Raw genomic sequence first — 24538 nt, forward strand, 5'->3', positions numbered from 1 at the left:
GCCGTCCCGGCGCCGCCCGGGAACGGGCGATAATCGGCCGTCATGGAGCCGGGGCCACCGGCGCCGAGGAGCGGATTTGGACGATCGCGAACTGCTGGTCCGGCTGAGCGCCGGGGGCGTCTCCGGCGATGCCCTGGCGCGCGCGGCGGGCATCACCCGCGCCGCGGTCTGGAAGCGGATCCGGGGGCTGCGCGCGGCCGGGGTGGAGATCCTGGCCCGGCCGGGCCAGGGCTACGTCCTGGCGCATGCGCCCGACCTGCTCGAGGCCGCGCGCCTGCGCGCCGCGCTGCCGGCCGGCCTGCTGGATCCCCAGGACACGCTGGAGGTGGCCTGGAGCCTGGACTCGACCAACAGCGAGCTGCTGCGCCGGCCGCCGCCTGCGGGCGTGTCCGTGCTGCTGGCCGAGCGCCAGACCGCCGGCCGCGGCCGCCTGGGCCGGGCCTGGGCCTCGCCGCTGGGGGCGCAGGTATGCATGTCGGTGCGCCGCGGCTTCGACGGGGGGCTGGCCCGCCTGGGCGGCCTGAGCCTGGTGGCCGGCGTGGCCGTGGCCGAGGCGCTGCGCGGCCTGGGCTGCGCCCAGGTCGGGCTGAAATGGCCCAACGACCTGGTGGCCGGCGGCCGCAAGCTGGCCGGGCTGCTGGTGGAAGGCGGCGGCGAACACGGCGGCCCGGTGCACGCGGTGGTGGGCATCGGCATCAACGTGCGCCTGCCGGCCACGGTGGGCGCGGACATCGACCAGCCATGGACCGACCTGGCGCGGCTGTCGGGCGGGCGTGCGCCGCCGTCGCGGCAGGCGGTCGCGGCCGCGGTGCTGGCGGCGCTGCTCCCGGCCCTGGCCGGGTTCGACCGCGACGGGCTGGCGCCGTTCCTGCCGCGCTACGCGGCCCTGGACGCGCTGGCCGGGCGCGAAGTCCGGGTGATGGCCGGGCATGCGGCCTGCAGCGGCCGCGTGCTCGGGCTCACCGCCGACGGCGCCCTGCGGGTGGATGCCGGGAGCGGCGAGGGCGGAGAGCGGGTGTTTCATGCCGGCGAAGTGAGCGTGAGGCCGCAATGAGCGACTGGCTGTTCGACCTGGGCAACTCGCGCTTCAAGGCCGCGCCGTGGCGGCCCGACGGCGGCATCGGCCAGATCCTGGCCTGGCCGCACGGTGCCGACGCGCTGGCCGCCGGCGACGCCAGCCAGGGACCGCTGCCGCGCGGCCGCCGCGCCTGGGTGGCCAGCGTCGCCGCACCGGCGCTGACCCTGCAACTGCTGACCCTGCTGCGCGAACGCTTCGAACAGGTACGCATGGCCGAGAGCCGGGCCGAGTGCGCCGGCGTGCGCGTGGCCTACGCGCAGCCGCAGCGGCTGGGCGTGGACCGCTTCCTGGCCTTGCTCGGCGCGCGCGCGGTAGGCGGCGACGTCCTGGTGGCGGGGGTGGGCACGGCGCTGACCATCGACCTGCTCGGCGCCGACGGCACCCACCATGGCGGGCGCATCGCCGCCTCGCCGACGCTGATGCGCCAGGCGCTGCACCAGCGCGCGGCGCAACTGCCGGCGAGCGGTGGCGGCTATCGCGAGTTCGCCGGCGACACCGAGGACGCCCTGGCCTCCGGATGCGACGGCGCGGCGGTGGCGCTGATCGAGCGTTCCCTGCGCGAGGGCCAGGCGCGGCTGGGGCGCGCGCCCGCGCTGCTGCTGCACGGCGGCGGCGCGCCGGCGTTGCAGCCGCTGTTGCCGCAGGCACGCGCGCATCCGGCGCTGGTGCTGGAAGGATTGGCGCTGTGGGCGAGCGTGGACCCGGATGCCTAGAATCGATCTTCCACAACGGCCTTCCGCCATGCTCGCACGTGCCCTGATCGTCGTCCTGCTGGCCCTGAACCTGGGCGTGGCCGCCTGGTGGCTGCTGCGTCCTTCGCCGCCGCCGTACCGTGTGCCGGCCTCGGACGCGGGCGGCCTGGAACTGCGCCTGGTCCCGCCGCCGGCCGGCGGCGCGCCGGCCGCGCCGCTCGCCGCGTCCGGACCTTCCCGGGCGCGGCAGTGCCTGCGCGCCGGCCCCTTCGCCGAGCTGGTCGCCGCGCAGGCGGCGCAGGCCGCGCTCGCCGGCCTGGCGGATGGAATGGTGCTGGAGGAAGTGCCGGGCGAGGCGGCCGGCTATCGCGTGCTGCTGCCGCCGGCGGACGACCTGGCCGAGGCGCAGGCGCTGGCCGGACGGATCGCCGCCGCCGGCGTCCAGGACTACCTCATCGTCCGCCAGGGCGAGGAGACCCATGCGATCGCGCTGGGCAGCTATCGCAGCCGGGAGGCCGCGCAGCGCCGCCTGCAGGCGCTGCGCGATGCCGGCTTCCCGGCCGTCCTGCGCGCGCAGGGCCGGGCGGCGTCATCGCAATGGTGGCTGGAACTGGAAGTGGACAGCGTGGATGCCGATGCCGCGCGCGCGCGACTGGAAGTGGAAGGCACGGAAACGGCCGCATGCCTGTTGCCGCGCGACGCGGCCACGTCCACCGCCGTGCAGGCACTGCGCTAGAATCCTGCGCCAATGCCGCTTTAGCTCAGTTGGTAGAGCAACTGTCTTGTAAACAGTAGGTCGTCCGTTCGATTCGGACAAGCGGCACCAGTTCCCTTGCAGTCGGCGGATTTCCGCGCTGCGCTTCATGGGCCTCGGTCGGAGCCTGGCCGCGCTGCTCCCGATACTTGACCGGAAATCCGAGCAGCGGCACATACCCGGCGCGGTCCGGCATGGTCATATGCGGTTTCCGGCATCCGAGACAATTCCGCAGGGGTTCTAGATCCTTAGTGCTATTGCTTTCGGTATTCGTCTAAATCCACAGATTCGCCAGAGATGATGCGTTTATAGATATCCTTCATCACCTTCGGTGTCGTGTCCTTGTCGATGAACCGGAACGCTGAGGTTCCCACGTACTCGCGCAGGATCTCGAACGCCATCCACCGACGCCCTTGCGCCTCTGCCACTTGGCCGGTGGTGTTGGAACCGCCGAAGATGTCCACGACGAGGTCGTCGGGGTCCGTCAGCATCCGAATGAAGAACTCCGGCAGTTTCGCGGGGAAGCGTGCGGGGTGCCCCTTGAGGTCGACGGCCTTGCAGCCGGACAGGTACTGCCCATTGGACTCGGAGTTCGGAATCTGTAAGAGGTTGGGCGGGATCGCGCCGCCATTGTCCTTCGCGAAGCCCTTGCCGATATCGTGCCCCGAAGGACGGACCTTGGGAGTGTAGAACTTGTCTGGGTCCTCGATCAGCTTCTTCATGCGGTCGCTGTAGGGGGCAAGGACCCTGGTGATGTCCGACTTGGGCCACTCGGTCTTGCTGAACCACCAGACGGTATTGATCGCGTCCTTGACGCGCATCTTGCGCTTGTTCACCCATTCGATCGGGCTCGGAAGCTTGGACGGATTGAACCAATAGAAGTCTTCCGCGAGGAAGAACCCCAGTTCGTCCACGATTCGGATCATCACACGAAAGTTGTAGAGACTCCGGGCCGGCACCCCCTTCATGTAAGCCCCGCCGAAGTCGACGACGAAGCTGCCGTCGTCCTTCAACTTTTGATGCACCAGCTTCGCGAACCCAAGGAACCAGTCGATGTACTCGTGCTGGTCGAGGTTGCCGTATTCCTTCTGTCGCTGGAGTGCGAAGGGAGGACTGGTCATTACCAGGTTGACGCTGTTGTCGGGCAACGTGGCCAGGAGCTTGCGAGCGTCGCCTATGTAGGCCGCACCCTTGCAAGTGAAATAGGCCGGGGAGAAATCATCGCCCATGCCGCATGCTACTCATCGTCTGTAGATTCATTGTCATCATGCTTCAATTATCCCTTGCATGAAGAAGAAGTTAAAGCTCTCTGAGGCACGGCAGCGGTTCGCCGTGCACCTAAGGGTCGCGCGGGGGAGGCTCGGATTATCGCAAGAGGCGCTAGCCGATGCGGCGGGCCTGCATCGGACCTACGTGGGTTCGGTGGAGCGGGGTGAGAGGAACATCTCCATAGACAACATCGAGCGGCTAGCAATCGCTCTGGGCGTTTCTCCCGCGTCACTGCTGGAGGAACCGAAGGAATGACACTGAAGCCGCACGCCGACTACGGACGCCTGCAAACCGTCTGGCCATCCGTCGAGGAGTATCAGAGGCTGGCGACCGAGCATGGCATTGACGATGTTTTCCAGGACAACGGGGGCAAGCTGCTGCAGGTGCTACTTCTTCTTGGCCTGCGCATCATCCCTGGTCGCGAGGGCAATGACGCTATTGACGCAGACGGCCGCGAGTACGAGCTCAAATCGGTGAACATCGAATTGACCAAGGGCTTCTCGACTCACCACCACATGAACCCCGCCATCATCGCCAAGTACCGGCAGGTGCCTTGGGTCTTCGCCATCTACCGGCATATCGCGCTCCAGGCCGTGTATCTCCTGGAGTCCGCAGCCTTGGAGTTCTATTTTCTGAAGTGGGAGCAAAAGTGGCACGCGGATGGCGGCAAGGACATCAACAATCCAAAGATCCCAGTCAAGTACGTCATGGAACATGGGCGCCTAATCTATGGTCAGGCTCCTGAGCTATCGGCCCGGCGCCGCATACAACCGACTCCAACAGATGCCGCGGGTTTCGGGCCTGACGAGGCATAGGGAAGCATTCCGCAACCTCTCACGCCGCCCCCGTCGACGGCCGCGCACCCCACAGCGCGTAGAACAGCACGTACAGCTCGCAGGCCGCGGTCAGCAGGAACGACATCTGCAGGCCGTAGCGGTCGGCCAGCCAGCCCTGCACCACCACCAGGGCGCCGCCGGCGATGGCCATCACCAGCAGGCCGGCGCCTTCCTCGGTGAGGGGGCCCAGCCCGCGGATGCCCAGTGTGAAGATGGTCGGGAACATGATCGAGTGGAACAGGCCCACCGCGATCAGCGACCACATCGCCAGCTTGCCGCTGGCCAGCACGGTCGCGACCATCGCCACGAACGCGCCCACCGCGAACAGGGCCAGCACCTTCTCCGCCGCGATCGTGCGCATCAGGACGCTGCCGGCGAAGCGGCCGACCATCATCCCGCCCCACAGCAGGAACAGGTAGTGCGAGGCCTGCGCATGGGTGAGATCGCCGATGTGCGGCTGGGAGACGAAGTTGATGAACAGGTTGGACACGCCGATCTCGGCGATGAGGTAGATGAAGATGGCGGGGATGCCCAGCACCAGGTTGCGGTGCGACCACAGCGAGTGGCGCGCGCGTTCCTCGCGGCTGGCGCGGCGGGTGGCCTGGCCCAGCGCGGGCAGGCGGAAGCGGGCGATCACGATGGCCAGCAGCACCAGCACCGCGGCCACGATCAGGTAGGGCAGTTGCACCGACTGCGCATCGGCCAGGCGCTCGGCCGGGGACAGCACCGCGTCGGCGGCGGCGGTGCCGGAGGCCGAGCGGCCGAGGATGAGGTAGCCGCCGAACAACGGCGCCAGAGTGGTGCCGAACGAGTTGAACGCCTGCACCAGGTTCAGCCGCGAGGATGCCGTCTCCGGCGAGCCGATCACCGCCACGTAGGGATTGGCGGCCACCTGCAGCAGGGTGATGCCGCTGGCGATGACGAACAGCGAGACCAGGGTGACGGTGTAGGAGGGCAGCCGCGCGGCCGGGATCATGCCCAGCGCGCCCAGCGCCATCACGGCCAGGCCGATCACCAGCGCGCGCTGGTAGCCGACCCGCTCGATCAGCCGGGCCGAGGGCAGGGAAGCGACGAAGTAGGCGATGAACCACACCGACTCGATCAGCGTGGCCTGCGTGTAGGTCAGGTCGAACACGCTGCGCAGGTGCGGCAGCAGGGTGTTGTTGATGACCGTGATGAAGCCCCACATGAAGAACAGCGAGGCCAGCAGCGACAGCGCCGCGCGATGGGAAACGCCGCGCGCGCGCGCGGCAGCCGGAGCCAGGGGCTCCACCGGTCCTGTCATCGGGGCGTTCCCTCCGCAGCGGTCGATACGAGATGCCGGGCGCGCGTGCGTACCCGTCCATCCCACCGGGCCGCAGCATAGGCGGCGGGCGTCCCGCGCGACCAATGACGAGACAGGCGCCTCGCATATCGCATTTGCAATGCTGCGACGCAGCGGCGACGGGGCGTGGGAGATACGGATGCCGCCCCGCTGCTGCGATGCGGCGTGGGGCCCGCGTGCGGATGGCTAGACTGGCGGCATCTTCCAACAATCGCGCGGGAGCGGGCTGCATCCATGATCCGAGGCCATCCACCCATATCCCTCATCGGCGTCCCCACCGACATCGGCGCCGGCCACCGCGGCGCTTCGATGGGGCCGGAGGCGCTGCGCATCGCCGGCATCGGCCAGGCCCTGGCCGCGCGCGGCGTCGATGTGCGCGACTGCGGCAACCTGGCCGGTCCGGCCAACCCCTGGCAGCCGCCGGCCGCCGGCTACCGCCACCTGGGGCAGGTGGTGGAATGGAACCGCATGCTGATGGAGGCCAGCCTGCGCGAGCTGCGCGACGGGCGCCTGCCGGTGATGCTCGGCGGCGACCATTGCCTGGCGATCGGCTCGATCACCGCGGCGGCCCGGCATTGCCGCGATACCGGCAAGCGCCTGCGCGTGCTGTGGCTGGATGCGCACGCCGACTTCAACACCAGTGCGGTCACGCCCTCGGGCAACGTACACGGCATGCCGGTGGCCTGCCTGTGCGGGCTGGGTCCGGATGCGCTGACCCGCCTGGGCGGCGACGCCCCGGCCATGCGCCCGGACCAGATCCGCCAGATCGGCATCCGTTCGGTCGACGCGGAGGAGAAGCGCCTGGTCAAGGAATACGGCCTGGACATCTACGACATGCGCTACATCGACGAGATCGGCATGCGCCGGGTGATGGAGCAGGCGCTGGACGGCGTGGACGATGCGACCCACCTGCACGTCAGCTTCGACGTGGATTTCCTCGACCCGGGGATCGCGCCGGGCGTGGGCACCACCGTGCCGGGCGGGCCGGACTACCGCGAGGCGCAACTGGTGATGGAGATGATCGCCGACACCGGGCGCATGGGGTCGCTGGACATCGTCGAGCTCAACCCCGCGCTGGACGACCGCAACCGCACGGCGCAACTGGCGGTGGACCTGGTGGAGAGCCTGTTCGGCAAGTCGACGCTGATGCGGGACTGAACGCGGCGGGTGCCGAATTCACGCCGGTTCGACGGCCCGCCGTGGAGATTGGCGCCACCGCCGCACCGCTGCGTGCGGCCCCCGCGTCACAAGGAGCCCACCATGAAACGCATCATCGTCATGTCCATGCTGAGCCTGTTCTGCGCAGGCATGCTGCCCGCCTGCAACACCATGAAGGGTGCCGGCCAGGACGTCCAGAAGGTCGGCGAGAAGCTCGAGGACAAGGCGCAGGACTGCAAGGACGGCAGGTGCTAGAAGTCGCTTTTGCGCAGGGATGTGCACGTTCGACCACGGGGCCGGAAACGGCCCCGTTTTTTGTCCGGCGCTTGTCGCCCGCGCTTTGCGTTCAGCCGGCTAACACCGCGTTGACGCGCGCTGGACCCCGGCCCAACGCACCCCTGCGCAGACTGTGCGTGCGGCCGCTGCATGGCCGCCTTCCCAACACGCAGGAGCAGTCTATGAACCGCGACATCATTGCTGGCAACTGGAAGCAGCTTAAGGGCCAGATCCAGGCCAAGTGGGGCGATCTGACCGATGACGTCTTCGACGTCGCCGCGGGCGACGCCAAGTACCTGGCCGGAAAGCTGCAGGAACGCTACGGCTGGGAGCGCGACCGCGCGGAGAAGGAGGTCACCGAGTTCGAGCGCGGCCTCGACGAGCGCTATCGCCACTGATGCCGTCGGGCGCACTGCGCGCGCCGTGCCCCGCGCATCGATGGCCCGCCATTCTCCGGAGTGGCGGGCATTTTCATGGACGGTGCGGGTTCCTTGAGCGCCGGCTTCAGTCGGCGACGGTATCCGGCGCCACGCAAGGTCGGCCGGTAACCGCATGCGCAGCCGCGCGCGTGGACACGCGGGCATGGGCGGTCGCCGGCTTGGCCCGGTTCCTGCAACGCCCTGGAGTTTTCCGGGGAGGGTCCGCCCGCTCACGGTCTGGGCCCGTTGCAGCAGGGCGGGTCCGGCACGAATCCATGATGGGGGAATGCGCGCGGTTCGGCCGGGTCGCGGTGCGGCCGATGCGGCGCGTGCGGCGCGATGTCGATGCCGCGCGCCAGCAGGGCGTGGCGGGTGTCGTAGCGCAGTTCGGTCAGTTGCGCCGGTGCCGGCTCGCGGACGAAGCCGGTGCGGTAGGCCGGGGCGCTCTCCACGCTGCCGTGGCCGGTTCCCAGGCGGGGCCGCATGTCCGCATGCGTGGCGCGATGGCCCGATGAGGCGCCACCGGAGTCGTGCGCCCGGTCCTGCGCCGGCGATGCCGCTTCCGCCGCCGCTTCGGCGTGCGCGTCGGTCGCGCGCGCCGAAGGCGCGGCACCGGCGATCCGGGGGATGGGCGATGCGGGCAATGGCCGCTCGCGGAACACCGCGATGCCGATCACGCCGACGTTGCCCGGGCGCCCGGTACGCGCCGCGTAGCTGGCGGCCGGGTCCACGAACACGAAGCCGGCCACCGCCTCGAGCGACTTGCGCCAGCCGGCGATCTCCAGCGTCTGCCATGGCCCGAGCACGTAGCCGGCCTGCCGCGGGTCGGCGGTGCGCCCGTCGACCACGTTGACGCCGTCCACCGACACCACGGCCAGCACGCGCTGCGGGCCGTGATTGCGCAGGCGCAGCGCGTAGCGGCGGCCCGGCTCGCCGGGCAGCCAGGCCTGGCCGCGGTGGCGGTACTGCGGCAAGGGCATGCCGCTGTCGCGGTCGATCACCGCCAGCTCGACCAGCGGCGTGCGCGGCTTGGGCATCGATGCCAGCGCCGGGGGAAATGCCGGGAACGCCAGCAGGGAAAACGCAAGCAGCGCCCGCCAGGGGCGCCGGGACAGGATGGATGGCAGGTGCATGGTCTCGCTCCGCGTCGGGCCTGGACGGGGGAACGGGCCAGGTGGGCCATTGGGGTCGCCATCGGACCGGGGCCGCGGCCATCACGCTAGAATCGCCGGGTCTCCCTGCCGTATTCGCCATGACCGTCCGCGTCCTCACCGGCATCACCACCACCGGGACCCCGCACCTGGGCAACTACGCCGGCGCCATCCGCCCGGCCATCGCCGCCAGCCGCGCGCCGGGCGTGGAAAGCTTCTTCTTCCTGGCCGACTACCACGCCCTCATCAAGGCCGACGATCCGCGGCGCGTGGCGCGCTCGCGCCTGGAGATCGCCGCCACCTGGCTGGCCTGCGGCCTGGACCCGGAGAAGGTGACCTTCTACCGCCAGTCCGACATCGTCGAGATCCCGCAGTTGACCTGGCTGCTGACCTGCGTGGCCGCCAAGGGCCTGCTCAACCGCGCCCATGCCTACAAGGCGGCGGTGGACAGGAACCGCGAGGCCGGCGAGGACCCGGACTTCGGCGTGACCGCGGGCCTGTACATGTACCCGGTGCTGATGGCCGCCGACATCCTGGCCTTCGGCGCGCACAAGGTGCCGGTGGGCCGCGACCAGATCCAGCACATCGAGATGGCGCGCGACATCGGCCAGCGCTTCAACCACCTCTACGGCGACGCCTGGCGCGCGGCCACCGGGCAGGCTGGCGAGCCGCTGGCGCTGCCGGAGGCGCAGATCGACGAGAGCGTGGCCACGCTGCCGGGCCTGGACGGGCGCAAGATGTCCAAGAGCTACGACAACACCATCCCGCTGTTCGCGGCTCCGGCGGAGCTGAAGAAGCTGGTGATGTCCATCGTCACCGACTCGCGCGCGCCGGGCGAGGCGAAGGACACCGAAGGCTCGGCCGTGTTCCAGCTCTACCAGGCGTTCGCCACCGCGCACCAGGCGCAGGAGATGCGCCACGCCTTCGCCGAGGGCATCGGCTGGGGCGACGCCAAGCAGCGCCTGTTCGCGCGGGTCGACGAAGCCGTGGCGCCGATGCGCGAGCAGTACGCGCAACTGGTCGCACGCCCAGCGCGGCTGGAGGAGATCCTGCTGGAAGGCGCGCGCAAGGCGCGCGAGGTCACCGTGCCGCTGCTGGACGGGCTGCAGCGCGCGGCCGGCCTGGGTGCGTTCGCCGCGCCGGGCGCCACCGCCGGGGCGCGTCCGGCCGTCGCCGCGAAGCTGCCGCAGATCAAGCAGTACCGCGAGGCCGACGGGCGTTTCCACTTCAAGCTGGTCGACGCCGAGGGGCGGGTGCTGCTGCAGGGCGCCGGCTTCGACTCCCCGCGCGAGGCCGGGCAGTTGATCGCCCGGCTCAAGCGCGAGGGTGCCGACGCGCTGCATGAGATGGAACAGCGCGCGGTGGGCCTGGCGGGCGAGCGGGTCGGCGTGCTGGGCGAGGATGCGGCCGGGGTGGCCGCGATCATCGATGCACTGCGCCTGATGGCCGAAGGCCAAGCCTGATGGCCTGGTTGTCGCTGTTGCTGTTCCTGCCCTGGTTCGGGCTGATCGGCACGCTGTACTGGTGCTACCCGCGCCGGCCCCGGCCGCGCGCGCGGCGCCTGTTCGACGCGGCGGTGCTGGCGCTGGCGCTGGTCCTGAGCGTGGCCGGGATGCACTGGGGCTACGCCGAGGGCGTGGCCCATGCGGGCGCCGGCCCAATCTGGCGCCAGGTGCTGGCGGTGCTGTACGCCTACGGCGCGTTCCTCGCGGTGCTGGCGCTGGCCGTGCCATGGCGCATGCGCCTGCTGGCCGGGCGCTGGAGCGGCCATGGATGAGCGTCCGTTGCCGGCCGGGCGCAGGTTCGCGCGCGCCTGTGCCGGCCTTTCGCTTCCGGCGTTCCTGGGCCTGGCGTGGCTCGGGCTGCTGGCGGCCACCCCCGGGCGGGCGCAGGACGCTTCGCCCCCGGCTCCCAAGAGCCTGGAGGAAGTGGTCGCCCTGGTGGACCAGTACTGCGGCGCCTGCCACCGGGTGCCGCCCCCCGATGTGCTGCCCAAGCGAAGCTGGCCGGCCGCGGTGCAGACCATGGCCGAGATGTCGCGCGAGATCATGGGCCACGAATTCATCCCGGTCGACGCGCTGCCCCACATCAAGGCGTACTACTACGGCAGCAGCCCGGCCGAGCTGCCGCGCCTGCCCTACCTCCCGCCGGCCGCCTCGCCCGTGGCGTTCCGCGTCTCGACCATCGGCGCCGGCTCGGATGCGCCGCTGGTGACCAACATCGCCCCCGGCCTGACCGGCGCGCCGACCGACTTCCTGGTGGCCGACGCCGGCCAGCGCCAGGTGATGCGGGTGTGGCACGAGGACGGCCGCTGGAAGGAGCGGGCGCTGGCGGACATGGCCGTGCCGGTGCACACCCAGGTGGTCGACCTGGATGGCGACGGCATCCAGGACATCCTGGTGGCCGAACTGGGCGAGCTGCCGCCCTCGGGCAAGAAGGTCGGCAAGGTGGTCGTGCTGCGCGGGCAGGCGTCCGGGGAATTCGTTCGCCACACCCTCGTCGAGGGCCTGGGCCGGGTCACCGACGTCCGTGCCGTGGACCTGGACGGCGACGGCGACCTGGACGTGGCCGTGGCCGTGTTCGGCGGGCAGAACCAAGGCGAGATCCTGTGGCTGGAGAACCGCGACGGCTCCTACCACCCGCACACGCTGGTGTCGCTGGCCGGCGCCCTCGGCGTGGAGCCGGTGGACCTGGACGGCGACGGCCGGCTGGACCTGGTCAGCCTGGTGGCCCAGGAGCACGAGATGGTGCTGGCCTTCCGCAACCTGGGCGGCGGCCGCTTCGAGCAGGAGGTGATCGCGCGCGCGCCGCACCCGATGTTCGGCTCCACCTTCATGCTGCCGGTGGACCTGGACCAGGACGGCGACATCGACCTGGTGTTCACCAACGGCGACGCGTTCGACCTGCAGACCGAGCCCAAGCCCTACCACGGCGTGCAGTGGCTGGAGAACCTGGGCGGCATGGAGTTCCGCTTCCACGACATCGGCCGCCTCTACGGCGCGGCCACCGCGGCCGTCGGCGACCTGGACGGCGATGGCGACCTGGACATCGTGGTGAGCAGTTGGGTCAACTACTGGAACGACCCGGGCCGGCACACCCTGGTGTGGTACGAGAACGACGGCCGGCAGGGTTTCACCGCCCACCCCATCGCCAGCCGTCCGGCCGGGCTGGTCTCGCTGCGCCTGGCCGACGTCAACGGCGACGGCCGCACCGACATCGTCGCCGCCGCGTTCCGCATGGACCTGCTGCTGGAGCGGATGGGCTTCCCGTTCAACCCGGACACCCGCCCCAAGATGCCGGAGGACGGCGGCCAGGACAGCCCGCGGCTGCTGCTGTTCGAGAACCTGCCCGCCAGCGGGGGCGCCGGTACCCGCTGAGCGCGTGCGGCATATCCCGCTTTCGCCGGCGCGAGGAATGTCCGGGTGAAGGCGCCGCAACGCCAGACGCACACGGTCGGATAAGATTCGCACCTCCTTTCCCGCCCGGGCGTCTCCGGGCTCCCGCCAGGGCATGCCCAAGCGCCGATGAAGCTGGCGATCCTTTCCCGCAACGGTTCGCTGTACTCGACCCGGCGCCTGGTCGAGGCCGCGCGCGTGCGCGGCCACACGGTGCGCGTGCTCGACCCGCTGCGCTGCTACCTGCGCATCGCGCCGGGCGGCTTCGCCATGCGCTACAAGGGCAAGCCGGTGGCCGGCTACGACGCGGTGATCCCGCGCATCGGCACCTCGGTCACCCGCTACGCCACCGCGGTGCTGCGCCAGTTCGAGCTGATGGGCGTCTACAGCCCCAACCCGTCCGACGCCATCCTGCGCGCCCGCGACAAGCTGCGCGCGCACCAGTTGCTGGCCGCGCAGGGCATCGGCCTGCCGACCACGGTGTTCGGCGACAACCCGGACGACACCGACGACCTGCTGTCGCTGCTGGGCCCGCCGCCGCACGTGATCAAGCTCAACGAGGGCACCCAGGGCGCGGGGGTGATGCTGACCGAGAAGCCCGCCGCCTCGCGCGCGGCGGTGGAGGCGCTGCGGGGCCTGTACGCCAACTTCCTGGTCCAGGAGTTCGTGGCCGAGGCCGGCGGCGCCGACCTGCGCTGCTTCGTGGTCGGCGACCGGGTGGTGGCGGCGATGCGTCGCCAGGCGCCGGACGGCGAGTTCCGCTCCAACCTCCACCGCGGCGGCCAGGCCAGCCCGGCGCAGGCCGATGCCCAGGAGCAGGCGGTGGCGGTCGGCTCGGCGCGGGCGCTGGGGCTGGGGGTGGCCGGCGTGGACCTGGTGCAGTCCTCGCGCGGCCCGCTGGTGCTGGAAGTGAACTCCACGCCGGGCCTGGAGGGCATCGAATTGGCCTGCCGAGTGGACGTGGCGGGGGCGGTAATCGAATACGTGGCCGGGAATATCTCTTGTTGAATCAACGGGATGGACATGAATGCGGGGCGCCTCCCCCGACCCGGGCACCGGTTTTTAACACGCCTTTAATCGAAATCGGCTTAGTCTCCCGCAGACCGCAGCTCCATCGTCAGCCGGCGACGCCCGCGCCGCCGGATGTACCAAGAGATACGGTAATCGGGGCAATCCTTTGGCCCAGGCGGTGCCACCGCTTGGGCCTTTTTGTGCCCGGCCGGCCGCTGGACGCGGCGGCGGGCGCGGTTTGCCCTGCCATGCGGACACCGGCATCATTCGGCGTGGATGCCGGCCGCGTGGCCGTGCCGGTCCGCGCACGCAACCGAGACAGGGATGCGGATGCGCGGGCGGTCCGGTCGCGCGAGCGGAACCGGGCGCGATGCCCACGCGGCGGCGCACCGGCCGCCGCGCCACACCCCTTCACGAAAGGCCGCTGAAGGCCGGAGCAGAACGTGCGCATCCTCGTCATCGAAGACAACAGCGACATCGCGGCCAACCTCGGCGACTACCTGGAGGACCGCGGGCATACCGTGGACTTCGCCGCCGACGGCGTGACCGGCCTGCATCTGGCCGTGGTCCACGACTTCGACGCCATCGTGCTGGACCTGAACCTGCCGGGCATGGACGGCGTGGAGGTCTGCCGCAAGCTGCGCAACGAGGCGCGCAAGCAGACCCCGGTGCTCATGCTCACCGCACGCGACAGCCTGGAGAACAAGCTGGCCGGCTTCGATTCGGGCGCCGACGACTACCTGATCAAGCCGTTCGCGCTGCAGGAGGTCGAGGTGCGCCTGAACGCGCTGGCCAGGCGCGGCAAGGGCGTGCAGACCCGGGTACTCAACACCGGCGACGTGGAGTACAACCTGGACACGCTGGAAGTGCGCCGCGAGGGCAAGCTGCTGCAGCTCAACCCGACCGCGCTGAAGATCCTGCAGGCGCTGATGGAAGCCTCGCCGGCGGTGGTCACCCGGCAGGAACTGGAGACCCGGGTGTGGGGCGAGGAACTGCCCGATTCCGACTCGCTGCGCGTCCACATCCACGGCCTGCGCGCGGTGATCGACAAGCCGTTCCCGGTTCCCTACATCCAGACCCGGCATGGCATCGGCTATCGCATCGCCGCCCCCGATGGCGGCAACTGACGGGGCCGCCCCGCCGCCCCGGTCGCGGCGTTTCCGCCGGCGGCTGCGTACCCGCATCATCCTCTCGTTCCTGCTGCTGGGCACGGGCCTGACGGCCCTGTTCGCGTTCCTCACCGACTACTCGCGCCAGCGCGTGGAGAGCCAGTTGGTCGAGGACGTGATGAACAAGAACATCGACGAGTTCGCACGGCTCTACTACCTGGACCCCTCGCGCAACCCGGAACTGCCGGTGCAGCAGATGCGGGCCTGGGTGTACCCGGCCGACCGCTTCGACCGGGTGCGGCAGGAATACCCGGAGTGGGCGCGGCTGCCGAACGGCAACCACACCATCACCAACATCGGCCCGGACGGCGAGTCGTTCCCGTACCGGCTGGCGGTGCGCAAGACGCCCGACACCTGGTTCTTCCTGGCCTACGACATGAGCCAGGCCACCCGCGGCGAGGCCCAGCTCAAGCGCGCGCTGATCGCCTCGATCCTGCTGTTCAGCGCGCTGTCGCTGCTGATCGGCTGGTGGTCGGCCTCGCGGGTCATGCGCCCGGTGACCGACCTGGCCGCGCGGCTGCGCGCCTATCGCGGCAGCAGCCAGCCCAAGCGGCTGGCCACGCACTTCCCCGAGGACGAGGTGGGTCAGCTCGCCGAGGCGCTGGACGACTATTCCATCCGCCTGACCGAGGTGGTGCAGCGCGACCGCGAGTTCAACGCCGACGTCAGCCACGAGCTGCGCACGCCGCTGGCGGTGATCAAGGGCGCAGTGGAGCTGCTGCTCTCGCGCCCGGAACTGGACGAGCGCACCCGCGCGCGGCTGCAGCGCATCCAGCGCGCCGAGCAGCAGTGCAGCGACCTGATCGGTTCGCTGCTGCTGCTTTCGCGCAACGAGCGCGGCCAGGGCCGCAGCGACGTGGCCAAGGTGGCCGAGCAGTTGCTGGATTCCCACCGTGCCCAGCTCGGCGGCAAGCCGCTGGAGCTGCGCCTGGAGGGCGAGCCGGGCGTGGTGGTGGTGGCGCCTGAGGCGGCGCTGTCGGTCGCGCTGGGCAACCTGGTCGGCAACGCGGTCAAGTACACGCCGCAGGGCGAGGTGGTGGTACGGCTGCTGTCCGATGCGGTGGAGGTGGTCGACAGCGGACCGGGCCTGAGCGAAGAGGATGCCGCCGGCCTGTTCCGGCGCGGCTACCGCGGCACCCATGCCGGCCATTCGCAGGGCGCCGGCATCGGCCTGTCCATCGTCAGCCGGTTGTGCGACCTCTACGGCTGGGAGGTCAGCGTGCGTCCGCGCACCGATGGCGAGCACGGCGTGGTGGCCGCGCTGGCGTTCGGTCCCTCGGCGGAGCCGGAAACGGGCGACGCCGCGGGTTGAGCGCGCCGGCCGCCGGCCCTCGGATCAGACGTATTCCAGCCAGCCGCGCGTATCCGCCGTGCCGCCGTCGAACAGGCCGAAGAACAGCTTCTGCAGCCGCCGCGTCACTTCGCCCGGCTTGCCGTCGCCGACCGGCTTGCCGTCGACCGAGCGCAGCGGGGTGATCTCGGCGGCGGTGCCGCACATGAACAACTCGTCGCACAGGTACAGGTATTCGCGTGGGATGTCGCGCTCGACCACCTCGATGCCGGCGTCGCGCGCCAGCTTGATGATGGAATCGCGGGTGATGCCGGTGAGGATGGAGGCGCTGGCGGGGGTGGTGTGCAGCACGCCGTCGAACACCAGGAACAGGTTCTCGCCGGCGCCCTCGCTGAGCAGGCCGGAAGAGGCCAGGGCGATGCCCTCGCCGTAGCCATGGCGTCGCGCCTCGCGGGTGATGAGCTGGCCGGAGAGGTAGTTGCCGCCGGCCTTGGCCCCGGCCGGCACGGTGTTGGGCGCGAAGCGCTGCCAGCTCGACACGCAGGCGTCGATGCCCTGTTCCAGCGCCTCGGCGCCGAGGTAGCGGCCGAAATCCAGCGCGGCCACCGCCACGTCGATCGGGGTCTCCGCGGCGATGCCCACGCTGCCCACGCCGCGGAAGGCGACCGGGCGCAGGTAGGCGCTGCGCAGCCCGTTGGCCTTGACGATGTCGCGGCAGGCGGCGTTGATCTCCTCCAGCGCGTACGGGATGACGATGTCGTAGATCTTGGCCGAGTTGAACAGGCGCTTGTTGTGCTCGGTCATCCGGAAGATCGCCGTGCCCCGGGGCGTGTCGTAGGCGCGGATGCCCTCGAACACCGACGAGCCGTAATGGATCGCGTGCGCCATCACGTGGGTGGTGGCCTCGGCCCACGGCTTGATCGTGCCGTTGTGCCAGATCTTCTCGGGGAACTGCATCGACCTGCTCCGTGAGGGGAAGGGGCTATTCTGCCGCAAGCGCGGCTGGCCTGCCGCCCGCCGCCGCCATCGCCGGGCCGGTGCGCTCAAGTCCTGCGCCGCCGGACCGATAGTGGACTTGAGGGAGACCATCCCTTGGGGGCGATATGGACCTGGTACCGCTGCACAGATCCGATATCCAACTGGGTCGCGAGGCCCCTTTCGATATCTACGACCCGCACGGCAACAAGCTGTTGTCGAAGGGCGTGCTGATCGCCAGCGAGGCGGTGTGGGAGCGGTTGCTGGAGCGTGGGCGGCGCGATTCGAGCGACGAGGGGGCGTCGGGTTCGAGGAACGCCGAGCGCGAGGTCCCGCCGCCGCCCACGGTGTTCGACAAGGTGGAGGCGTTCTCCGGAGAGCTCGGAGCGCTGCACGATTCCCTGGTCGGCGGCCGTGCCTCGGGCGCCGCCGCCGCCTTCCATGCCCTGTCCGACCGCGTGGTCGCCTGTTTCGACGCCGACCAGGACGCCATGCTGGCGGCCTTCCAGATCGGTTGCGGGGACGACACCCCGGCCACGCGGATGCTGCACGTGTGCGTGCTGTCCGAGCTGATGTCCGCGCGCCTGGAACTGGAGCAGGCCGCGCGCCGCCTGGTCCGCGTGGCCGCCCTGAGCTACGACCTGGGCATGCATGCGCTGTACGGGCAACTGGCCCTGCAGGCGTTCGGGCTGAGCCGGGAACAGCAGGCCCAGCTCCACGGCCACCCGCAACTGAGCGTGGAACTGCTGCGGCGGGCGGGGATCGAGGACGCGGGCTGGCTGGAGCTGGTACTGAGCCACCACGAGCGGATCGACGGCAGCGGCTATCCGCGGGGCCTGCACGACTCGGACATCACCCGGCCGGCGCGCATCCTGGCGATCGCCGACATCTACTCGGCCATGATCCGCCCGCGCGCCTACCGGGGCGCCATCAACGCGCGCGAGGCGATGCGCGAGATATTCCTGGAGCGCGGCCGCTGGGTGGACCCGGACCTGTCCGCCATTCTCATCAAGGCGGTGGGCATGTACCCGCCGGGCAGCTTCGTGCGCCTGGCCAGCGGCGAGGTGGCCGTGGTCGTCGGCCGCACCGACAACGCCAGCCTGCCGGAGATCCGCTCGGTGGTGGGCATGGAGGGGATGCCGCGGGCCGTGCCGGTGGCCCGCGATCCGCAGGACCCGCTCTATGCCATCGTCGCCACGGTCCCGCCCAGCGAGTACCGGTTCCCGATGGCGCCCGTGCGCAAGCTCTGGCGATAGGCCGGGCCGCGTACGGGCCTCGCTTCACAGCGCGATCCACAGGCAGCCGAAATTGCGGCGCAGGCCGAACACGGTACGCATCGGCGTGGCGCCGCCGGCCAGGGTCTGTTCCAGCCGCAGTCCCACCGGGCGCGGACGCGTGGTGGTGGCCCGGATCGCCGCCGTTGCGGCCTCGGCCGGTACCGGTGCCGGTGGCGGGTCGGTGCGGCGGGGCCAGTTCGGCATCCAGGCCGGACTGGCCGGGGCGGGTTCCAGCAGGGCGCCTTGCGCGGCCGGCAAGTTCCCGTCGCCCGGCACGGGCATGCCGGTGCCTTCCGCCGGATCGGCCGCCATGACCGGGGCGACATCGACCAGCGGCCGCGCCACCACCGCTTCGAGCCGGTCGAGGATGCGGCTGGCCGAGGCGTTGGAGACGCCGGCCCAGTCGTAGACGCCGGCCAGCCTGTTCACGTCGCCGGCCCGTACCGCCGCGCCGACCTCGCCGGCCAGCGCGCCGAGCGTGCGCGCGCAGCCGATGCGCTGCAGGCGCCCGTCCGTGGCCGCCGTGCCGCGGGGCGGCGGCACCCGGTCGACCGCGCCCAGGTCGGCGCAGCGGCGGTCGGTGTAGAGGGTGCGCCCCTCATCGGTCACGCAGCGCTGCACCGGGCCGGCCGCCGGCGCGGGGTTCTGCGCGACGGCCAGCATGGCGGCCGCGGCGGCGAGCAGCGTGGGCAGGCGAAGGCGCATGGTGGAACAGCCTAGCCTCGCGCACGTCGCGGGGAAAGCCGGGGATGCCGGCGCGGGCGGAAGCTTCAGCCCAGGCGCTGCAGCACCGCCTCGGTGGGCCTGGCCAGGTTGAGCGTGTAGAAGTGCAGCGCCGGCGCGCCGCCGGCGACCAGGCGCCGGCACAGGGCGGCGACCGCGTCGGCGGCGAACTCGCGTACCGCCTTGGCGTCGTCGCCGAAGCCCTGCAGGCGCTTGTCCATCCAGCGCGGAATCTCCGCGCCGCAGGCTTCGGAGAAGCGGCGCAACTGGGCGTAGTTGGAGATGGGCATGATCCCGGGGACGATCGGCACGTCCACGCCCAGCGCGCGCGTGTCGTCCACGAAGCGGAAGTAGGCGTCGGCGTTGTAGAAGTACTGGGTGATGGCCGCGTCCGCGCCGGCATCGACCTTGGTCTTGAAGTGGCGCAGGTCGGCCACGGCGCTGTCGGCCTGCGGATGGGTCTCCGGGTAGGCGCCCACTTCGATGCGGAAGTGGTCGCCGTGGTCGGCGCGGATCAGTTCCACCAGTTCGGCGGCGTAGCGCAGGTCGCCGGGATGGCCCATGCCCGAGGGCAGGTCGCCGCGCAGGGCGACGATGCGGCGGCAGCCGATGGCCCGGTACAGCCGCAGCAGTTCGCGGATCTCCTCGCGGGTGCCGCCGACGCAGGACAGGTGCGGGGCGGCATCGAAGCCATGCTGCTGGTGCAGGTGGCGCACGGTCTCGGAGGTGTAGCTCAGGGTCGAGCCGCCGGCGCCGAAGGTGCAGGAGACGTACTCGGGCGCGTGCGCGCCCAGGCGCTTGGCCGCGCGGTCCAGTTGCGCGCGCTGCTCGTCGCTCTTGGGCGGGTAGAACTCGAAGCTGATCGGGGTCATCGCGGGGCGGGCTCGGAAGTCTGGCCGAGATAATATCTCTTTATCGCGATGGATGTGAATAGTGATGTGTGCTGGGCGCTTGCAGCGTGCCGCGGGCACCGGCACCCGGTGCTTCTACCGGCCCGTTCCCCACCGTATGCTGGGGCCATGCCAGACCGAACCGACGCCGATCCCCACCGGCTCCAGCAGCGCCATCGCGACTTGCTGGTGCAGGAGGCCGTCGAGACGCGGCAGCGCGCGCGCCTGGGCGGCTGGTTCTATGCGGTGGCCGCCGCGCTGGCCTTCGCGGTCACCGGCCTGGTGCCGCCCTACGGCATGATCGGGCTGCCGGTGGTGGGCGGTCTGCTGGCCCTGGCCTGCCTGCGCGTGCTGGTGCCGCTGCCGGCCGCGCCGGGCGAACGCGAGGCCGCGCGCTACCTGCGGGCGATCTGGGCGGTGGTGCTGGTCACCACCCTGGCCTGGGGCGCGTTCAGCGCCTGGGCCCAGTCCGCGCTGCCCGATCCGGCGCCGCTGATTGCGCTGCTGTTCTCCGGCGCGTTCGGCATGGCGCTGGCGCACACCATGTGCATGCGCATCCTGCCCTCGATGCTGACCGTGCTGCTGGTGATGCTGCCCACCCAGGGGGTGCTGTGGCGCGACGTGTCGATGGGCGTGGGCGCGATGTGGCTGGTCTACACCCTCTACATGCTGCTGGTGATGCGCCGCAGCCACCGCGAGTACCGCGCGCGCATCGAGCTGGAGGAGGAGCTGCGCCACCAGCGCAACCTGTTCGAGCGGCAGAGCCGGCTCGACGGCCTGACCGGGCTGCCCAACCGCCGCGAGTTTTCCGCCTCGCTGGAGCGCGCCCGCGACATGGCCGCGGACGGCCGGCCGCTGTCGCTGTTGATCCTGGACATCGACCACTTCAAGCGGATCAACGACAGCTTCGGCCACGTGGCCGGCGACGCCTGCCTGCAGGCCTTCGCCGGACGGCTGCAGGCCTTCTTCCCCTGCACCGACGACGCGCTGTGCGCGCGCCTGGGCGGGGAGGAGTTCGGCGTGATCCTGGCGCTGGACGGCGCGGCCGCCCACCTGCGCGCCGAGGCGTTCCGCCAGGAGCTGGCGCGCGCCGAGCTGGCGTTCGACGGCCTGCGCGAGGCGGTGACCGTGAGCATTGGCTGCAGCGGCTTCGATGCCGCCCGCCATGGCGATGCCGATGCGCTGTACCGCCATGCCGACGCGGCCCTCTACCGGGCCAAGGTCGGCGGCCGCAACCGCAGCGAACTGGCCGTCTGAGCGGCGCACGCGCGGACCCGGGGCCGTCGTGTCCGTCGCGCGGCGGACTCCCGCGCTTGCGGCCAGACCGCGCTTGCGTGGCGGTAGGCGGGCCTGCCGCTAGACTGGCTCCGTCTTTTTCGCCGGCCCCCGAGCATGTCGATCTTCCTGACCCCGTTTGCCCGCACCCGCCTGTTCCCGCGGCAGCCGCGCGGCAACACCCTTCGCGACTGCACGCCCGAGCAGTTCGAGCGCCATCTCAACGAGCACCCTCCGCTGAAGGCGCTCGACGGCTACGCGCCGTTCTGCAAGCTGCACGTGCACCGCAACTGGACCTCCACCCGCTGCCTGACGGTGCCGATCACCGCGGCGAACCGGCACCGGCTGCGCTCGGCCTACGAGGCGCGCGCGCGCGAGGAGCTGCCGGTGCTGGTGCGCTGGTTCGAGGGCATCGAGCCGCCGGTGGCCGACTACCTGGTGGTCATCCTCTACAGCCGCGAGCAACTGGCCCTGGAAGGCACGCCCATCGATGCGGATTGGGGCGTGGTCGGCTGCCTGTACACCGCCACGCCGGAGGAAATCCCGATGGCGCCGATCACGATGATGCGCAATGCGCTGGGCGTGGAGGAGGGTGGCTCGGGCGTGCCGCTGGACCGCGCGGCCTATTGGCGCGCCGTCGATTTCTGGGAGAACAACGCCAACTGGCGGCCCTAGAGTCGCGGCGCGGCCCGGCCGTGGAGAAGCAAACGGGCGCCTTGCGGCGCCCGTTCCGTATCCTGCATCGGCGCCCGGCCAAGGGCGGCGCATGCGGGGTCAGGGGGCGGCCGCGGCCTGCGGCGCCGGGCCCAGGTAGGTCGGCGGCAACGGGCCTTCGGCGACCACCAGCTTCTGCAGCACCACGTTGTCGTCCAGGCGCCAGATCTTGACGGCGTGGCGGCCGGCCGGCACGCCGGCGAAGCGGGCCTGGATCATCCGTGCGTTGTCCTCGACCGCCGCGTTCCAGTCGCGCTGCGCCTGCAGCGTGGTATCGGTCGGAGCCGGGACCAGGCTGTCGGTCAGCACCTGCACCGGGCCGTCGTCGATCGACACGCCCACCCGCAGCCGGTCGCCGCCATCGACGTCGAGCGTGGGCACCAGGTACAACTGCACGGCCAGGTCGCCGGAACCGGCGGTGGTCACGTCGTACTCCAGACGCATGCCGTCCTCCACCGTGGTGGCCGGCCGGCCCTGGGGCAGGGCGACGACCGCGCCCCCGGTGCGGCCCAGGTGCGCGATGGCGTGCCAGCGCAGCCCGGCCGCATCGACCTTGCGCGCGTAGTGCGGGGCCTCGAACGCGGTCGCGCCCGGCGCCACCGGGAAGGCGGCGGGGCGGAAGCGGACCGGCGGCGCGGCGCCGGTGGCGCGCACGCGCTTCACTTCCGGCATCACCTGCTTCTCCGGCTGCTGCCAGTTCGTGTAGCCGATGTGGGTCTGCAGCATCATCCCGTCCCACTTGCCGCCGTTGAGCGCGTGGTACTGCGCGCTGATCGCCTCGTCGCGGGCGAACGCGGCCCGCGCCCGCTCGGCGAAGACGTTGGCGCGCGCATCGCCGGCCGCGGCCAGGCGCCGGTTCCAGGCCACCGCGTAGTACAGCCGGTACAGGTTGGCCATGGCGATGACGGGGTGCTCGACCAACTGGAAGTAGGCGTCGTGGTGGCCGGCCGGCAGGGCGGCCTTCACCCGCAGCGCCTGTGCTTCCAGCGCGTCCCATTCGGCCACCATCGCGCCGAACTCGCCGCCGTCTAGCTCCTCGCCGATGCCCTCGCCGAGCGGGAAGCTGCCGGCGTCGATCAGCTCCGGCTTGCGCCGCGCCGAGTACTGGCTGAAGCGGGTCACCAGGTCGGCGATGGCCTCGGCCTGTTCCTCGCCGAAGCTGGCGCGCGCCCACTCCCGCGGGAAGCGCCGCAGCGCATCGGCATCCATCGCCTCCGGGTCCCAGGCGTGCTTCATGAAGAAGTCCAGCGGGTATTCCACCGGCTTGATGTCGCCGACGTTGACGATCCACATCGCGCGCGCGCCGCGCCGGTAGGAGAGGTCCATCTGCTGCCAGGTCTTCTCGACCTGGGTGGTGTTGAGCCACTTGTAGTTGCGCGGCCCGCCCACGTAGTCGAAGTGGTAGTACACGCCGAAGCCGCCGGGGCGGTCGAAGTCCTTGGTCGGCAGGCGCCGCACCTGGCCCCAGTTGTCGTCGGCGAACAGCAGGATCACGTCGTCCGGCACGGTCATGCCGTGGTCGTAGTAGTCCTGCACCTCCTTGTACAGCGCCCACACCTGCGGGGTTTCCGTGGCGGGACGGCCGGTGGCCTCCTCGAGGATGCGGCGCTGGTCGGCGACGATGGTCTCCAGCAGCCGGGTCGCGGTGCCCTCGGACATGGCCTCGTCGCCATCGCCGCGCATGCCCAGGCTGACCACGCTTTCGTAGGGGCGGCCGTCGCCGCGCGACATCATCCGCTCGATGCCGCCGCGCCAGAAGGCGCGCAGGTTCTCGCCGTTGCTGGCGTAGTCCCAGCGCCCGCCGGTGACGCCGCCGCCGGTGTTGCGGTGCCACTCGTCGTGGGCGCGCATCATCGGCTCGTGGTGGGTGGTGCCCATGACCACGCCCATCGCGTCGGCCAGCACCATGTTCTGCGGGTCGTCGTCGTTGAAGGCCTTGGGCGTCCACATCGCCGGCCACAGGTAGTTGCCCTTGAGCCGCAGCAGCAGCTCGAACACATGCGCGTACATGGCCGAGTTGATGCCGCCGAAGCGCTTGCGCGCCCAGGTGCCGAACGCCGGCTCCTCGTCGTTGATGAAGAAGCCGCGGTACTTCACCTTCGGCTGGTCGTGGCGTGCGCCGGCCGTCAGGTACACGCCGGACCTGCGCTGGACCGGGACGTCGGCAAACCAGTGCCAGGGCGAGACGCCGATCTTCTCGGACAGGTCGTACAGGCCGAACACCGCGCCGCGGCGGTCGGCGCCGGCCACCACCAGGGCCCGCTCCACGCCGGGCCAGGGGTGCTCGACCACGGCCTGGCGGTAGGCTTCCCACTGGCCGGCCAGGCCGTCCGCGTCGAGCTTGCCGGCGCGTACCAGGGCATCGATCAGCGGGCTGTCGCCCAGCACGCCCACCACCACCAGCGCGCCGCGCGCCGCGCCGGTGTCGCCCACGCGCTGCGGCGCTTGGCCGCCGACCCGTTCCAGGTCGGCGGCGAAACCGTCCGCCGCGTGGCGCACCGCCGGATCGGCGGAGGCTTCCACCAGCAGCGCCGCGGGGCGTCCGTCCTCGATCAGGGCGAAACTGCCCTTGGCGCCGTGCGCGCAGACCGAAACGGGTGTGGTGCAGGCCAGCGCCGCGGGCGCGGCCAGGGCGGCGATCAGGGCCAGGCAGGTCAGTAGGGGTTTCATGTCTGTAAGGTCCATCCCTTCGGGTGAGGCGGCGTTTCGGAAGGCGACCGCATAACTGGTAGCGCTATCATTTCGACTATAGCCAATTCCTGCCCGGGGGGCGTGCTGCGCTGCGGCGCAAGGCCGAAGGGACAAGGTTTGCCGGGCTCGCCGCCGCCCGATGCGCGGCCTTGCAGGGAGCCGGCTCCAGT

General features: G+C 71.0%; 24 protein-coding genes and 1 tRNA gene. 18 read left to right on the forward strand and 7 right to left on the reverse strand.

Features of this window, described 5'->3' with window-relative positions; genetic code table 11:
• Window positions 1-76 precede the first annotated feature (76 nt).
• From HNR76_RS01405 to HNR76_RS01420, 4 genes are all read left to right on the forward strand, one after another.
• Window positions 77-1054 (forward strand): biotin--[acetyl-CoA-carboxylase] ligase, encoded by a 978-nt coding sequence (locus HNR76_RS01405; protein WP_162311316.1) that lies wholly within the window; start codon window positions 77-79, stop codon window positions 1052-1054.
• Window positions 1051-1791 (forward strand): type III pantothenate kinase, encoded by a 741-nt coding sequence (locus HNR76_RS01410; protein ID WP_162311315.1) that lies wholly within the window; start codon window positions 1051-1053, stop codon window positions 1789-1791. Before HNR76_RS01405 ends, HNR76_RS01410 begins: the two co-directional genes overlap by 4 nt.
• Window positions 1792-1819: 28 nt before the next feature.
• Complete coding sequence (locus tag HNR76_RS01415) at window positions 1820-2506, forward strand: SPOR domain-containing protein (RefSeq protein WP_162311314.1); 687 nt, start codon at window positions 1820-1822, stop codon at window positions 2504-2506.
• Between the two features lie 14 nt (window positions 2507-2520).
• Window positions 2521-2596: transfer RNA gene (locus HNR76_RS01420), tRNA-Thr, on the forward strand.
• Between the two features lie 182 nt (window positions 2597-2778).
• Here HNR76_RS01420 and HNR76_RS01425 read toward each other — a convergent pair.
• Window positions 2779-3753 carry a DNA-methyltransferase gene (locus HNR76_RS01425; protein ID WP_183982049.1) on the reverse strand — a complete coding sequence of 325 codons (975 nt, stop codon included), beginning with the start codon at window positions 3751-3753 and terminating at the stop codon, window positions 2779-2781.
• Window positions 3754-3811: 58 nt separating this feature from the next.
• Here HNR76_RS01425 and HNR76_RS01430 point away from each other — a divergent pair, with 58 nt between their 5' ends.
• Window positions 3812-4048, forward strand: a complete 237-nt coding sequence (locus tag HNR76_RS01430; RefSeq protein WP_162311312.1) for a helix-turn-helix domain-containing protein — start codon at window positions 3812-3814, stop codon at window positions 4046-4048.
• Window positions 4045-4608 (forward strand): PDDEXK family nuclease, encoded by a 564-nt coding sequence (locus HNR76_RS01435; RefSeq protein WP_162311311.1) that lies wholly within the window; start codon window positions 4045-4047, stop codon window positions 4606-4608. Before HNR76_RS01430 ends, HNR76_RS01435 begins: the two co-directional genes overlap by 4 nt.
• Before the next feature lie 19 nt (window positions 4609-4627).
• On the opposite strand, the gene HNR76_RS01440 is transcribed toward HNR76_RS01435, so the two are convergent.
• Window positions 4628-5914 (reverse strand): sugar MFS transporter, encoded by a 1287-nt coding sequence (locus tag HNR76_RS01440; RefSeq protein ID WP_162311310.1) that lies wholly within the window; start codon window positions 5912-5914, stop codon window positions 4628-4630.
• 273 nt (window positions 5915-6187) lie between these two features.
• On the opposite strand from HNR76_RS01440, the gene rocF reads away from it, so the two are divergent.
• The 3 genes from rocF to HNR76_RS01455 all read left to right on the forward strand — a co-directional run bounded on the left by rocF (window position 6188) and on the right by HNR76_RS01455 (window position 7785).
• The gene (gene rocF / locus HNR76_RS01445; RefSeq protein WP_183982051.1) at window positions 6188-7111 is read left to right on the forward strand and encodes an arginase; all 924 of its coding nucleotides are present in this window, start codon (window positions 6188-6190) and stop codon (window positions 7109-7111) included.
• A gap of 102 nt (window positions 7112-7213) precedes the next feature.
• On the forward strand, window positions 7214-7366 hold the full coding sequence (locus HNR76_RS01450) for an entericidin A/B family lipoprotein (RefSeq protein WP_162311308.1): 153 nt from the start codon (window positions 7214-7216) through the stop codon (window positions 7364-7366).
• 203 nt (window positions 7367-7569) lie between these two features.
• Window positions 7570-7785, forward strand: coding sequence for a CsbD family protein (locus tag HNR76_RS01455; RefSeq protein ID WP_162311307.1), 216 nt, complete (start codon window positions 7570-7572; stop codon window positions 7783-7785).
• A gap of 251 nt (window positions 7786-8036) precedes the next feature.
• Here HNR76_RS01455 and HNR76_RS01460 read toward each other — a convergent pair whose 3' ends face one another.
• Window positions 8037-8939 (reverse strand): hypothetical protein, encoded by a 903-nt coding sequence (locus tag HNR76_RS01460; RefSeq protein WP_162311306.1) that lies wholly within the window; start codon window positions 8937-8939, stop codon window positions 8037-8039.
• 119 nt (window positions 8940-9058) lie between these two features.
• Here HNR76_RS01460 and HNR76_RS01465 point away from each other — a divergent pair, with 119 nt between their 5' ends.
• The 6 genes from HNR76_RS01465 (at window position 9059) to HNR76_RS01490 (ending at window position 15844) form a co-directional block, all read left to right on the forward strand.
• Window positions 9059-10420 carry a tryptophan--tRNA ligase gene (locus HNR76_RS01465; protein ID WP_162311305.1) on the forward strand — a complete coding sequence of 454 codons (1362 nt, stop codon included), beginning with the start codon at window positions 9059-9061 and terminating at the stop codon, window positions 10418-10420.
• On the forward strand, window positions 10420-10734 hold the full coding sequence (locus HNR76_RS01470; RefSeq protein WP_162311304.1) for a hypothetical protein: 315 nt from the start codon (window positions 10420-10422) through the stop codon (window positions 10732-10734). Before HNR76_RS01465 ends, HNR76_RS01470 begins: the two co-directional genes overlap by 1 nt.
• Entirely contained in the window at window positions 10727-12334 is a 1608-nt protein-coding gene (locus tag HNR76_RS01475) for an FG-GAP repeat domain-containing protein (RefSeq protein ID WP_162311303.1), read from the forward strand. Before HNR76_RS01470 ends, HNR76_RS01475 begins: the two co-directional genes overlap by 8 nt.
• Before the next feature lie 147 nt (window positions 12335-12481).
• A complete protein-coding gene (gene rimK, locus HNR76_RS01480; protein WP_162311302.1) occupies window positions 12482-13360 on the forward strand; it encodes a 30S ribosomal protein S6--L-glutamate ligase in 879 nt (292 codons plus the stop codon).
• Between the two features lie 446 nt (window positions 13361-13806).
• The gene (locus HNR76_RS01485; protein ID WP_162311301.1) at window positions 13807-14490 is read left to right on the forward strand and encodes a response regulator transcription factor; all 684 of its coding nucleotides are present in this window, start codon (window positions 13807-13809) and stop codon (window positions 14488-14490) included.
• The gene (locus HNR76_RS01490; RefSeq protein ID WP_162311300.1) at window positions 14477-15844 is read left to right on the forward strand and encodes a sensor histidine kinase; all 1368 of its coding nucleotides are present in this window, start codon (window positions 14477-14479) and stop codon (window positions 15842-15844) included. The genes HNR76_RS01485 and HNR76_RS01490 overlap by 14 nt, the downstream gene beginning before the upstream one ends.
• 24 nt (window positions 15845-15868) lie before the next feature.
• On the opposite strand, the gene HNR76_RS01495 is transcribed toward HNR76_RS01490, so the two are convergent.
• Window positions 15869-16780, reverse strand: a complete 912-nt coding sequence (locus HNR76_RS01495; RefSeq protein WP_162311299.1) for a branched-chain amino acid transaminase — start codon at window positions 16778-16780, stop codon at window positions 15869-15871.
• Between the two features lie 146 nt (window positions 16781-16926).
• On the opposite strand from HNR76_RS01495, the gene HNR76_RS01500 reads away from it, so the two are divergent.
• Complete coding sequence (locus HNR76_RS01500) at window positions 16927-18054, forward strand: HD-GYP domain-containing protein (protein WP_162311298.1); 1128 nt, start codon at window positions 16927-16929, stop codon at window positions 18052-18054.
• 24 nt (window positions 18055-18078) lie between these two features.
• Here the strand turns inward: HNR76_RS01500 and HNR76_RS01505 are convergent, their stop codons facing one another.
• Both HNR76_RS01505 and metF read right to left on the reverse strand, forming a co-directional pair.
• Window positions 18079-18780: a hypothetical protein gene (locus HNR76_RS01505; protein ID WP_246428951.1), complete on the reverse strand. Its 702-nt coding sequence runs from the start codon at window positions 18778-18780 to the stop codon at window positions 18079-18081.
• Between the two features lie 65 nt (window positions 18781-18845).
• Window positions 18846-19670, reverse strand: coding sequence for a methylenetetrahydrofolate reductase [NAD(P)H] (gene metF, locus HNR76_RS01510; RefSeq protein WP_162311297.1), 825 nt, complete (start codon window positions 19668-19670; stop codon window positions 18846-18848).
• Window positions 19671-19817: 147 nt separating this feature from the next.
• Here metF and HNR76_RS01515 point away from each other — a divergent pair, with 147 nt between their 5' ends.
• On the forward strand, window positions 19818-20945 hold the full coding sequence (locus HNR76_RS01515) for a GGDEF domain-containing protein (RefSeq protein ID WP_162311296.1): 1128 nt from the start codon (window positions 19818-19820) through the stop codon (window positions 20943-20945).
• A 135-nt stretch (window positions 20946-21080) separates the two neighbouring features.
• Window positions 21081-21638 carry a DUF3228 family protein gene (locus HNR76_RS01520; RefSeq protein WP_162311295.1) on the forward strand — a complete coding sequence of 186 codons (558 nt, stop codon included), beginning with the start codon at window positions 21081-21083 and terminating at the stop codon, window positions 21636-21638.
• 99 nt (window positions 21639-21737) lie between these two features.
• On the opposite strand, the gene HNR76_RS01525 is transcribed toward HNR76_RS01520, so the two are convergent.
• On the reverse strand, window positions 21738-24347 hold the full coding sequence (locus tag HNR76_RS01525; protein WP_246428952.1) for a glycosyl hydrolase 115 family protein: 2610 nt from the start codon (window positions 24345-24347) through the stop codon (window positions 21738-21740).
• Between the last annotated feature and the right edge of the window lie 191 nt (window positions 24348-24538).

Source organism: Pseudoxanthomonas broegbernensis (genome assembly GCF_014202435.1).
GTDB classification, from domain to species: domain Bacteria; phylum Pseudomonadota; class Gammaproteobacteria; order Xanthomonadales; family Xanthomonadaceae; genus Pseudoxanthomonas; species Pseudoxanthomonas broegbernensis.

Excerpts from the sequence above, each read along its gene's own strand:
- HNR76_RS01460 (WP_162311306.1), bottom strand. The coding sequence starts at position 8,939 with ATGCACCTGCCATCCATCCTGTCCCGGCGCCCCTGGCGGGCGCTGCTT.
- metF (WP_162311297.1), bottom strand. The coding sequence starts at position 19,670 with ATGACCCCGATCAGCTTCGAGTTCTACCCGCCCAAGAGCGACGAGCAG.
- HNR76_RS01475 (WP_162311303.1), top strand. The coding sequence starts at position 10,727 with ATGGATGAGCGTCCGTTGCCGGCCGGGCGCAGGTTCGCGCGCGCCTGT.
- HNR76_RS01495 (WP_162311299.1), bottom strand. The coding sequence starts at position 16,780 with ATGCAGTTCCCCGAGAAGATCTGGCACAACGGCACGATCAAGCCGTGG.
- rocF (WP_183982051.1), top strand. The coding sequence starts at position 6,188 with ATGATCCGAGGCCATCCACCCATATCCCTCATCGGCGTCCCCACCGAC.
- HNR76_RS01440 (WP_162311310.1), bottom strand. The coding sequence starts at position 5,914 with ATGACAGGACCGGTGGAGCCCCTGGCTCCGGCTGCCGCGCGCGCGCGC.
- HNR76_RS01490 (WP_162311300.1), top strand. The coding sequence starts at position 14,477 with ATGGCGGCAACTGACGGGGCCGCCCCGCCGCCCCGGTCGCGGCGTTTC.
- HNR76_RS01455 (WP_162311307.1), top strand. The coding sequence starts at position 7,570 with ATGAACCGCGACATCATTGCTGGCAACTGGAAGCAGCTTAAGGGCCAG.
- HNR76_RS01465 (WP_162311305.1), top strand. The coding sequence starts at position 9,059 with ATGACCGTCCGCGTCCTCACCGGCATCACCACCACCGGGACCCCGCAC.
- HNR76_RS01410 (WP_162311315.1), top strand. The coding sequence starts at position 1,051 with ATGAGCGACTGGCTGTTCGACCTGGGCAACTCGCGCTTCAAGGCCGCG.
- HNR76_RS01520 (WP_162311295.1), top strand. The coding sequence starts at position 21,081 with ATGTCGATCTTCCTGACCCCGTTTGCCCGCACCCGCCTGTTCCCGCGG.
- HNR76_RS01450 (WP_162311308.1), top strand. The coding sequence starts at position 7,214 with ATGAAACGCATCATCGTCATGTCCATGCTGAGCCTGTTCTGCGCAGGC.
- HNR76_RS01415 (WP_162311314.1), top strand. The coding sequence starts at position 1,820 with ATGCTCGCACGTGCCCTGATCGTCGTCCTGCTGGCCCTGAACCTGGGC.
- HNR76_RS01425 (WP_183982049.1), bottom strand. The coding sequence starts at position 3,753 with ATGGGCGATGATTTCTCCCCGGCCTATTTCACTTGCAAGGGTGCGGCC.
- HNR76_RS01470 (WP_162311304.1), top strand. The coding sequence starts at position 10,420 with ATGGCCTGGTTGTCGCTGTTGCTGTTCCTGCCCTGGTTCGGGCTGATC.
- rimK (WP_162311302.1), top strand. The coding sequence starts at position 12,482 with ATGAAGCTGGCGATCCTTTCCCGCAACGGTTCGCTGTACTCGACCCGG.
- HNR76_RS01505 (WP_246428951.1), bottom strand. The coding sequence starts at position 18,780 with ATGCGCCTTCGCCTGCCCACGCTGCTCGCCGCCGCGGCCGCCATGCTG.
- HNR76_RS01500 (WP_162311298.1), top strand. The coding sequence starts at position 16,927 with ATGGACCTGGTACCGCTGCACAGATCCGATATCCAACTGGGTCGCGAG.
- HNR76_RS01430 (WP_162311312.1), top strand. The coding sequence starts at position 3,812 with ATGAAGAAGAAGTTAAAGCTCTCTGAGGCACGGCAGCGGTTCGCCGTG.
- HNR76_RS01525 (WP_246428952.1), bottom strand. The coding sequence starts at position 24,347 with ATGAAACCCCTACTGACCTGCCTGGCCCTGATCGCCGCCCTGGCCGCG.
- HNR76_RS01515 (WP_162311296.1), top strand. The coding sequence starts at position 19,818 with ATGCCAGACCGAACCGACGCCGATCCCCACCGGCTCCAGCAGCGCCAT.
- HNR76_RS01435 (WP_162311311.1), top strand. The coding sequence starts at position 4,045 with ATGACACTGAAGCCGCACGCCGACTACGGACGCCTGCAAACCGTCTGG.